Here is an 11,249-nt window from a genome sequence, read left to right as displayed (position 1 = left end):
GGACCAGGGTGTTGACGAACATGCCGATCAGCTCGTCGAGCGCCTGCTCGCCACGACCGGCCACCGGGGTGCCGATCGCGATGTCGCGGGTGCCGGAGAGCCGGGCCAGCAGCATGGCCAGCGCGGTGTGCACCACCATGAACAGCGTGGCGTTGTGCTCGCGGGCCAGCGCGGACAGACCGGCGTGCACCGAGGCGGGGACCTGGACGCTCAACGACCCGCCCGCCCGGCTCGACACGGCGGGACGCGGCCGGTCGGTGGGCAGTTCGAGCTGTTCGGGCAAGCCGGACAGCGTCTTTCGCCAGAAGGCCACTTGCGCGGCGAGCAGCGAATCCGGGTCGTGCTCGGCGCCGAGCAGTTCACGCTGCCACAGCGTGTAGTCGACGTACTGCACCGGCAGCGGCGGCCATTGCGGCGCGCCGCCACCGCGCCGTTCGGCGTAGGCGGTGAGCAGATCCCTGGTCAGCGGCGCGAACGAGAAGCCGTCGGCGGCGATGTGGTGCACCACGCAGACGACGACGTGCTCGTTGTCCGAGATCGCGAGCACCCGCACCCGCACCGGCGGCCCGGCGGTGACGTCGAAGCCGGTCAGCGCGGCAGCGCCGATCGCCTCGGTCAGGTCTTCCTCCGCCACCTCGACGATCTCGAACTCGGGCACCGCGGCAGGGTCGCCCGCCGCCAGCACCAGCTGGTGACCTTCGCCGTCGAGGACCGCGCCGTGGCCCTCCGCGCCGATACCGTCGGATACCGGGTAGACCGTGCGCAGAACTTCGTGGCGCGCGATCAGGTCGGCGATCGCGGCGCGCAGGGCGGGCAGGTCGAGGCGGCCGGAAAGGCGGACCGCGACCGGGATGTTGTCCACGGCCGACGTGGGGTCGAAGCGGTTGAGGAACCACATCCGCTGCTGGGCGTAGGACAGCGGGACCAGCTCGGGGCGCGGACGCGGCGTCAGCGGGAGCGCGTGTGCCGAAACACGGTGCTGCTCGGCTCGATTGGCGAGGGCGGCGACGGTCGGCGCCTCGAACACCGCCTGCACCGGCACCCGCACGTCCAGCGCGGCGCCGATGCGAGCCACCGCCTGCGCGGCGAGCAGCGAGTCGCCGCCCAGTTCGAAGAAGTCGTCGTCGGCGCCGACCCGGCCCGCGCCGTCACGCAGCAACAGGGCGGCGAACACGTCGGCCACCACCTGTTCGGCCGGGGTGGCGGGCGCGCGGAAACCGCGGGCGGTGAACACCGGCGTCGGCAGCGCGGCGCGGTCGAGCTTGCCGACCGAGGTCAGCGGCAGCTCGTCGAGGACCATGATGACCGACGGGATCATGTACGCGGGCAACGATTCCGCGAGGAATTCCGCCAGCGCGCCGGTGTCGATCGTGCGGCCGGCACGCGGCAGCACGTAGGCGACCAGCGCGGTCGCGCCCGAGGGCATCGTCTTACCCAGCGTCACGGCGTAGTCGAGGTCGGGGTGCGCGGTGAGCGCGTTGTCGATCTCGCCGAGCTCGATCCGGAAGCCGCGCACCTTCACCTGGAAGTCGGTGCGGCCCAGGTATTCCAGCGTGCCGTCGTGTTCGAACCGGCGCACCAGATCACCGGTGCGGTACAGCCTGCCCGGCCCGAACGGCGAGGCGACGAAACGTTGCGCGGTGAGCCCCGGCCTGCCCAAATACCCCTGCGCGAGCGCGGGGCCGGAGAGGTACAGCTCGCCGACCACTCCGGCGGGCACCGGCCGCAGGCGCGCGTCGAGCACGTACAAGCCCATGCCGGGCACCGCGTGGCCGATGGTGATCGGCGCGTGGGCCCGCAGCGCCGAGGTGCTGGTGGCGAGGATGGTCGCCTCGGTGGGGCCGTACCCGTTGTAGAACGCGCGCTCACCGGTTGCCCAGCGACCGACCAGTTCCGGGCCGAACCGGTCGCCCGCGACGATCACGGTCGACAGGTCCGGCAGCCCGGCCGGGTCGACGGACTCGAGCGCACCAGGGGTGATCAGCAGGTGGGTGATGCGTTCGCGGCGCAGCAGGTCCGACAGTTCGAAACCGCCGAACACGCGCGGCGGCGAAACCACCAGGGTCGCACCGGTAGCGAAGGCGAGCAGCAACTCGAGCACCGACACGTCGAAGTTCGGCGAGCAAACATGCAGCACCCGTGAATCGGGTTGCACGTCGTAGTGTTCGCGCTCGGCGGCGACCAATGTGGCAAGCCCGGTGTGCGTCACCACGACGCCCTTCGGCTTACCGGTGGAGCCGGAGGTGTAGATGACGTAGGCCGGGTGCGCTTCGTCGATCGGGCGGACCCGATCGGCGTAGCTCACCGCGTGCCCCGGCCGCACGGCGATGCGCTCGGCGACCACCGGGTCATCGAGTTCGATCCAGTACGCGGTGGTACCGAGGCAGGCGCGATGGGCCGCGGTGGTCAGGCCGATGGTCGCGCCGGAGTCGGCGACGATATGGGCGATCCGGTCGGCCGGGTAGGCCGGGTCGACCGGCACATACGCGGCACCGGTCTTGGCGATGGCCCACACCGCGAGCACGGATTCGATCGAGCGGGCGATGGCGATCGCGACGACATCGCCCGCGCCCATCCCCCGGTCGATGAGTTCACGTGCCAGGCGCGAGGATCGCTCGTCGAGCTCCCGATATGTGAGGTGTTGTTCCGCGCCGGGCATCCCGGTGGGGTTGTAGCGCAGCGCGATCGAATCGGCCGCGGATTCGACGGCGGCCGTGAGCAGCTGACCGAACAACGGTGCGCCGGTAGTACGTCGGCGACCGGCACGGCCCGTGCGGCGGGGGGTTTCCACAGACCTATACACCTCTCGCGTCCGGCGGCCGAGTCGGACACAGCATAGCCACACCTACATAGCCGCTGCCGACCGTCGCCGAGGTGTGCGCCACGACACACCAACTCTATCGCAACAGAATCGTAATGCCCATGTAGTCCGTTACGGACGTGTATCGCCGGATCCGTCCGCACCCGCGACGACCTGCGCAATTGCCGGTCCGGACGTGGCTACCGCCACAGCGGAGAGCATCTCCTGGTGGGTGGCCTCGACCGGGTGGTCAGCAATGATCCCGCTGACGAACGGGCGCCATCGCGAGGCCCCGTCCCCCAGCTTTTGGGGGGTCCGCAGGGCGGTGAAATAGGTCAGATCACCGTCGAATCGTGCGGGTTCGAGCTCGGTGAGAAGCGCCACCGAGCGCAGTGCGCCGCGGTACATGCCCACGAACTGCGCGCGCGAGATCGGCGTGTCCGCAGCGAGTGTTGTGTGCAGTGATTCCAGTGCCTCGTCGCCGAGTTCGGTGAGTTGGCTGGGCAGTTGCCGCTCGGGTATGCCGAGTTCGGTGAGCACGTGCCGCAATTCGGTGGCGAAATCGGCGAGTGCGGCGCCGGGGAGGCTGTCGAGCATCGTCAACGACGCCACCGTCTCGCCCTCGGCTTGCAGGCGGGTCGCCACGGCCTGCGCCAGCACGCCGCCGAGGGACCAGCCGAGCAGCTGATAGGGGCCATGGGGCTGAACGCCGCGGATCTCGGCCAGGTAGCGGTCGACCAGCTCCTCGGCCGAGTCGGGCCGGAATTCCGGATCGCTCAGGGCCGGCGACTGGATGCCGACCACGGGCTGATCCTCGGGCAGGTGCGGCACCAGGCTCGCGTAGGCCCACGCCAGACCCGAGACCGGGTGCACACAGATCAGCGGCGGGCGGGTGCCGCGGCGGGCGATCGGCAGCACGACCGCGAGTGCGGCTTCGAGGTCGGCCGCGCCTGCGGGGCCGTCGCTGATTCTGGTAGCGAGACCGGCGACGGTCGGGTCGGCGAAGAACGCGGCGACGGTGAGCTCCACGCCGGTGTGTTCACGCAGGTGGTGCACGACGCGGGTGGCCAGCAGCGAGTTGCCGCCGAGCGCGAAGAAATCGTCGTCGAGGCCGGGGTTGCGCGCGCCGAGGACCTCGGTGAAGACGGCGGCTACGGCGATCTCGTGCTCGGTCCCGGGCGCGCGGTAGCGGCGGGGTTCGAGCACCGGCGCCGGAAGGGCGGCCCGGTCGAGCTTGCCGTTCGCGTTCAGCGGGAGGCGGTCGAGCACGACGAAGGCCGAGGGGACCATGTAGGACGGGAGCACCTGCGCCACCGCGGCTTTGGCCTGCGCGGTGGTGAGCGCCCCGCCGGGTGCGGGGACGACATAGGCAACCAGCCGGTCACCGAGTTGCGGGTCGGTCGTGGCGACGACCGCCGCCTGGGCGATCTGCGGTGCGGCGAGCAGGGCCGCTTCGATCTCGCCGAGTTCGATGCGGAATCCGCGGATCTTGACCTGGAAGTCGGTGCGACCGCGATAGTCGAGTTCGCCGTCAGCGGTCCAGGCGACGAGATCACCGGTGCGGTACATGCGGGCGCCGAGCTCGGAGAACGGGTCGGCGACGAAGCGGTCCGCGGTGAGGTCGGGTCGGCCGAAATATCCGCGGGCGAGCTGTGCGCCCGCCAGATACAACTCTCCCGCGACACCTACCGGGACCGGACGCAGACGGGCGTCGAGGACGTAGACCCGGCTGTTCCATTCGGGCCGGCCGATCGGGACCGTGGTGCGATCGGCGGTGGTGACGCGGTGGTCGGTGATGGAGACCGCGGCCTCGGTCGGGCCGTACAGGTTGTGCAGCGCCGCCGGGTTCGTCGCCAGGAAACGCTGGGCGGTGGCGGCGGGGAGCGCCTCGCCGATGGCGAGTACGCGCCGCAGCGAATTCGGCAGGACACCGGCGGATTCGGTGAGCAGCGCATCGAGCATCGACGGCACCACGTGCAGGGTGGTCACCGAGTGCGCGGCGAGCACGCGGAGCAGGTAGGCGGGGTCGCGATGGCCTTCTGGAGCGGTGATCACCAGGCGGCCACCGCAGATCGCGGCCGACCAGAATTCCCAGACCGACAGGTCGAAGGTGGCGGCGGTCTTCAACAGGACCGAGTCATCGGGGCCCAGGCCGAATGCTGCTGTCTTCCACCGCAACTGGTTGACGATGGCGGCGTGCGAGACGGCGACGCCCTTCGGCTTGCCGGTCGAGCCGGAGGTGAAGATGACGTAGGCGGTGTTCCCTGAGCGCAACACACCGATGCGCTCGCTCGCCGCGATCGGGGCGGCTGACACCGCCGACAGCTCCAGGGTGTCGACGGCGATCACCGGTGCGCTCCGTGTCGCGTCGACGCCGGCGGTGAAACCGTCACGCGTGGTGGTCAATACGCAGGTCGGGGCAGCGGTCGCGAGCACATGCGATACCCGATCGGCGGGCTGGCCGGGATCGACGGGAACGTAGGCGGCGCCCGCCTGCGTCACCGCGTACATGGCGACGACCAGCTCGGTCGAGCGTCGCATCGCCAAGGCGACCCGGTCCTCGACAGCGACGCCCTGCGCGATGAGATGTCGCGCCAGCTGATTCACGCGGGCCGCGAAGTCACGGTAGGTGAGCGCGGCGCCCTCGGCGTCGACGAGCGCCACACCGTCCGGGTTCGCGGCGGCGGTGTCGGCGAACAGGGCAGGCAGCGTCGTGGCCGGGGTGGCATGGCCAGTCGCGTTCCAGTCGTGCAGGATTCGCGCACGCTCGGCATCGGAGAGCAGGTCGATGTCGTCGACGGGGCGGCCCGGCGATGCGGCGATCGCGGTGAGTACTCGCGCGAAGCGCTCCGCGTAGGACTGTGCGGTCGACTCGTCGAAAAGGTCCGTGGCATAGGTGAACACGCCGCTGATCCCCTGCGCCACGCCGTCACTGTCGTAGCCGTCGGCGACGATGGCGTGCAGATCGAACTGGGACACCGCGAGATCCACGTCGACGCCCTCGACCGCGGTCTCGCCGAGTTCGAGGCCGGAGCGGCTGAGGTTCTGGAAGGACAGGCCGACCTGGAACAGCGGGTGGCGGGCAGTGGAGCGGGCGGGGTTGATCGCCTCGACCAGTCGCTCGAACGGCAGGTCCGCGTTCGCGAAGACCTGGAGGTCGGTATCGCGCTGGCGGGCGAGCAGTTCGGTGAACGACTCACCGGTTCGCAGCGTGGTGCGAAAGACCAAGGTGTTGACGAACATGCCGATCAGGTCGTCGAGCGCGGCCTCGCCACGACCCGCGACGGGCGTACCGACCGCCAGATCGTCGGTGCCCGCGAGCCTGGCCAGCGTCACCGCGAGGGCAGTGTGCACGACCATGAACAGCGTCGCGCCCTGATTGCGCGCCACGGCCAGGAGGGCCCGGTGGGTGTCGGCGTCGACCTCGATCGGGACGCGACCGCCGGCGAAGGACTGCACGGCGGGACGCGGCCGGTCGGCGGGCAGGTCGAGCTGGTCGGGCAGCCCGGCCAGCGCGCCACGCCAGTAGGCGAGCTGGGCCGAGGCCAGCGATCGCGGGTCGTCCTCGCTGCCGAGCAAGGCCCGCTGCCACAGCGCGTAGTCGGCGTACTGCACGGCCAACGGCGCCCACTCCGGCGCGTCACCCGCCGAGCGGGCCGCATAGGCGAGCATGAGATCCCTGGTGAGCGGGGCGAGTGAGGACCCGTCACCGGCGATGTGGTGCACGACCACCGCGAGCACCGCTTCGTCGCCACCGAGCTCGAACAACGCGACCCGCAACGGCACCTGGCCGCGCACATCGAACCCCGACGAACCGAACTCGCGCATGGCGGCGGTGAGCTGCTCGGGCGCGATCGAGCACACCTCGAGCCGCGGCGTCGCCTCGGTCCCGGCCAGAATCTGCTGGATCGGCCCGTCGTCGGTCTCGGGGTAGATCGTGCGCAGGGTTTCGTGCCGGGCGACGAGGTCGGCCACGGCGGCGCGCAGGGCTTCGACATCGATGGCACCGTGCAGCCGCACCGCCATCGGGATGTTGTAGGCGACCGATCCCGGGTCGAACTGATTGAGGAACCACATCCGCTGCTGGGCCAGCGACAGCGGAATCCGTGCGGGCCGCTCCCGGGCGGTCAGCGCGGGACGTGCACCCGCACCGGCGGATTCGGCGAGTCGCCGGGCCAGCGTTTCCACCGTCGACGCCTCGAACAGCAGCCGGACCGGAAACTCGGTGTCCAGCGCGGCGCCGAGGCGGGCGGCGACCTGGGTGGCCATCAGCGAGTTGCCGCCGAGGGCGAAGAAGTCGTCGTCGAGGCCGAGCTGCGTGTAGCCGAGGTCGAGCACCTGAACGAAGGTGCCTGCCACGATCTCCTCGACCGCCGTTGTGGGAGCCCGGAATTCGGCGTGTTCGAGGATCGGTGCGGGCAGCGCCCTTCGGTCGAGCTTGCCGACCGGGGTGAGCGGAATGGTGTCGAGTGCCATCAGCACGGTCGGCACCATGTGCGCGGGCAGGCTGCGCTCGGCGAAGGCGGTGAGCGCGGCGTGGTCGACGGTCGCGCCCGGGGCCGCGTGCACGTAGGACACCAGAATGGTGGCGCCGCTGTCGAGTTCGTGGCCGATGGTGGCGGCGAAGTCGAGGCTCTCATGGGCCGAGAGCACCGCGTCGATCTCGCCGAGTTCGATGCGGAAACCACGGATCTTGACCTGGAAGTCGTTGCGGCCCACATAATCCAACGCGCCATCGGCGGTCCAGCGGACCAGATCACCGGTGCGGTAGAGGCGAGAACCGGCCGGGTCGAACGGATTCGCGACATAGCGAGAGGCGGTGAGGGCGGGGCGGGCGTGGTAGCCGCGGGTCAGCTGGGCGCCGGTGATGTAGAGCTCGCCGGTGACGCCGGGCGGAACGGGGCCGAGCCGGTCGTCGAGGACGTATTCGGCGACCCCGTTGATCGGGCCGCCGATGGTCATCGGGTCGCCCGGTTTCAGCGGCACACTGATGTTGGTGACGATGGTCGTCTCGGTGGGCCCGTACACGTTGTGGAATTCGCGCAGGGTGCCATCGGCGAGGGGAATCGCCCAGCGCCGCGGCAGATCCGGCGCAACCGCCTCGCCGCCGACCGCCACCACCCGGAAGTCGTCGAGTCCGTCCGGGTCGATCGAGGCCAGCGCGGCCGGCGTGATGAACGCGTGGCTCACCCGTTCCCGCCGCAGCAGCGCGGCCAGATCGTCGCCGCCGTACACACTCGGGTCCACGATCACCATCGTGGCGCCCGCGCCGATCGCCAGCAGCAGCTCCAGCAGCGACGCGTCGAAGGACGGCGACGCGAAATGTAGCGTGCGCGAGGTGGATTCGACACCGTAATGCCGACGCTGCTCCTCGCTGAACCCCGCGAGCCCGGCCTGCGTCACCGCGACGCCCTTGGGCAGGCCGGTGGAGCCGGAGGTGTAGATGAGGTAGGCGAGATCCTCGGCCCGCACCGGACGAAGCCGGTCGGCGGAGGTGATCGCCTCGCCGGAGAGGCTGTCGAAAGGGTCTGCCTGGTCGGTGCCGTAGAGCCGGCCACCCGCAGGCCGAGCGCCGTTGTCGCGCGTGTCGCCGGTCGGCTCGGCGTCGAGTCGGAGCCATTGCACCTGGGCCGGAAGTCCGTCGGCGACGGCCGCGACGGTCAGTCCGAAGACCGCGCCGGAGTCGGTGACCATGTGCGCCACCCGATCCGGGGGGTAGTTCGGGTCGACGGGGACGAAGCCCGCACCGGTCTTGGTGACGGCCCAGACGGCGAGGACCGATTCGATGGAGCGCGGGATTCCGATGGCTACCAGGTCGCCCGCGCCGATGCCGCGACCGATCAGGAAGCGGGCGATGCGGTTCGACCGCTCGTCGAGTTCGGCGTAGGTGAGGCTGCCGAGGGTGCGGGCGGCGTCGGCGAGGACGACCGCGAGACCGTCGGGGTTGGTCTCGACCGCGGTGGCCAGCAGCTGTGCCAACGCGGTGACGCGCGGGCGACGCGTACGAACCGGTCGGGTTCTTGCCGGTCGTGTCATAGCTGTTCCACCTCACCCATCACCGAAACTTGTTGTCCCGCAGCGGGGCCCCCGCACTGCGGGCGCCGCTCACGCCACCGGGGCGCGCAGATCTCCGAGTACCAGCACTGCCTCGGCCGCTCCCGGATTGCCCGGTGCGGCATCATCGGCGATCAGCGCCTGCAGATCACCGAGCTCGGCGGTATCGAGCGCCTCGATCCCCACCCGGTCACCGAACAAATGGGTTACCCACTCCTCGGCCAGTGACGCCGACAATCCGTTGGCTACCCCGATGTCCGCGACACCGGGCACCAGCACCATCGACGCGCCCGCAACGCCCGCGGCCACCGGCTCGACCAGCGCCGTGAAGCTGTCGACGGAGCCGTGGCCGAAGGTGCGGGCTTCGAAGGTCAGGTCGGTGTCGGCGCGCACCTGCGCACCCGCCGTGGCGAGTTCGTCGTAACTGCGGGTGCCGTCGGCGCCGACAAAGGCCGGGTCACCGCCGCGCAGAGCTCGGGTGCGGTCGGCGTAGGTGACCGGGCGAGCGGACTGTGTGGACAGTTCGGTCTTGATCGCCGGGTCGTCGAGCGAGATCCAGTCGACGCCGCGAGGTTCGCCGACGGTGATACTCAGTTTCGCGGCGGGTTCGGCGGGCGACTCGGTGCCGGTCACCGGGACCACGGCCGCGCCTGCCTTGAGGATCGCCCAGACCGCGACGGCCCAGTCGACGCCACGCGGAAGATCGACGGCCACACCGTCTCCCGGCCCGAAGCCGCGCCCGATCAGCAGCCGGGCCAGGCGGGCGGAGCGGGCGTCGAGCTGCTCGTAGGTCAGCGCGTCGTCGCCCCAGACGAGCGCGGGGCCCTCGGGATCGTCCTCGGCGGCGGCGGTGAAAGCCTGCGCCAGAGTGGTGCCGCCCGACGGAGTGCTCGGCGCGGGCGCCTTGGCCGCGCCGGCGAGCAGCCGGGTGCGTTCGGACTCGTCGAGGATGTCGATGTCGCCGATCCGGATCTGCGGGTCGGCGGCGACGGCGGTCAGGATGCGGGCGAAGCGGGCGCCGATGCTGCGCACGGTGGCCTCGTCGAACAGGTCGGTGGCGTAGTTGAACAGCGTCACCAGCTCGTCGGGATCACCGGCGGCGGTGAAGCGCGGTTCGACGTCCACCTGCAGGTCGAACTTGGCGGCGATCGCGGTGTCCAGCGCGTTCACGGTGAGGCCGGGCAGTTCGAGCGCGGCCGCCTCGTTGTTGCTGAAGGTGAGCGCCACCTGGAAAAGCGGGCTCTGCGCACTGCCCCGTCCGGGCGCGACGACCTCGGCGACCCGCTCGAACGGCAGGTCGGCATTGGCGAACGCGCCGAGGTCGGTCTCCCGCGCCACGTCCACGGCCTCGTCGAAGGAACCGGCCGGATCGAGGGTGGTGCGCAGGGTCAGGGTGTTGACGAACATGCCGACCAGCTCGTCGAGCGCCCGCTCACCGCGCCCGGCGACAGCGGTGCCGATGGCGATGTCGGATGTGCCCGACAAGCGGCCGAGCAGCACGGCCAGCGCCGCGTGCACGACCATGAACAGCGACGACTTGTGCTCGCGTGCCAAGTGATTGAGGGCGGCGTGCACCTCGGCAGGCAACCGCAGCTCGGACGTGGCGCCGCGCAGGGTCGGTACCGAGGGCCGCGGGCGGTCCTGTGGCAGTTCCAGCAGCGGCGGCACGTCGGCCAGCTGGTTGCGCCAGTAGTCGAGCTGGGCGGCGGCCAGGGATTCGGGCTGCTCGTCGTCACCGACGACCGCCCGCTGCCACAGCGCGAAGTCCGCGTACTGCACTTCCAGCGGCGTCCACGCCGGGCTCTGGTGCGCGGCACGAGCCACGTAAGCGGTCATCAGATCGCGGGCGAGCGGGGCCAAGGACGCGCCGTCGGCCGAAATATGGTGCACCACGACAACAAGCAGCCACTCGGCCGAAGTCCCGTCGGTGAGCAATCGCGCACGCAGCGCAACCTCACGCGTCACATCGAAACCGGCACCGGCCAATTCGCCCGCACGAGTGAGGACATCGGTGGTCGTCTCGACCTGGAGCCCCTCGGGCAGCACATCGGCCACGGAGAGAATCTCCTGGAAAGCCCTGCCGTCGGACACCGGGAAGTAGGTGCGCAGCGACTCGTGTCTGCCGAGCACGTCGGTGACCGCGGCGCCGAGGGCGGCGATGTCGAGCTCACCGGTGAGGCGGATCGCGAAGGGGATGTTGTAGGAGCCCGAGGCGGGATCGACCTGGTTGACCACCCACATGCGCTGCTGAGCCAGCGACAGCGGAATGCGCTGTGGCCGTTCGGCGGCGACCAGCGGCGGTCGGGCAGCGGCACCGCTCGCCGCACCGACGCGCGCGGCCAGGGCCGACACGGTGGGCGTTTCGAACAGGTCGCGGATGGCGAGGTGGGCGTCG

3 protein-coding genes are annotated in these 11,249 nt (G+C 70.7%); all 3 read right to left on the bottom strand.

Annotation, left to right across the window (positions count from 1 at the left end; all coding sequences use genetic code 11):
• On the bottom strand, window positions 1–2,791 hold a 2,791-nt coding region (locus ACFWF3_RS09480; protein WP_379313231.1), incomplete at its 3' end, for an amino acid adenylation domain-containing protein.
• 141 nt (window positions 2,792–2,932) lie between these two features.
• Entirely contained in the window at window positions 2,933–8,836 is a 5,904-nt protein-coding gene (locus tag ACFWF3_RS09475) for an amino acid adenylation domain-containing protein (RefSeq protein WP_379313230.1), read from the bottom strand.
• Between the two features lie 69 nt (window positions 8,837–8,905).
• On the bottom strand, window positions 8,906–11,249 hold a 2,344-nt coding region (locus ACFWF3_RS09470; protein WP_379313229.1), incomplete at its 5' end, for a condensation domain-containing protein.

This window comes from Nocardia sp. NPDC060220, assembly GCF_042727815.1.
Taxonomy (GTDB): Bacteria; Actinomycetota; Actinomycetes; order Mycobacteriales; family Mycobacteriaceae; genus Nocardia.
The sequence above is the reverse complement of the archived record's forward strand: the minus strand, read 5'-3'. Positions and strand labels throughout refer to the sequence as shown.

Coding starts and splice junctions, on each gene's coding strand:
- ACFWF3_RS09475 (WP_379313230.1), bottom strand. CDS start 8,836: ATGACACGACCGGCAAGAACCCGACCGGTTCGTACGCGTCGCCCGCGC.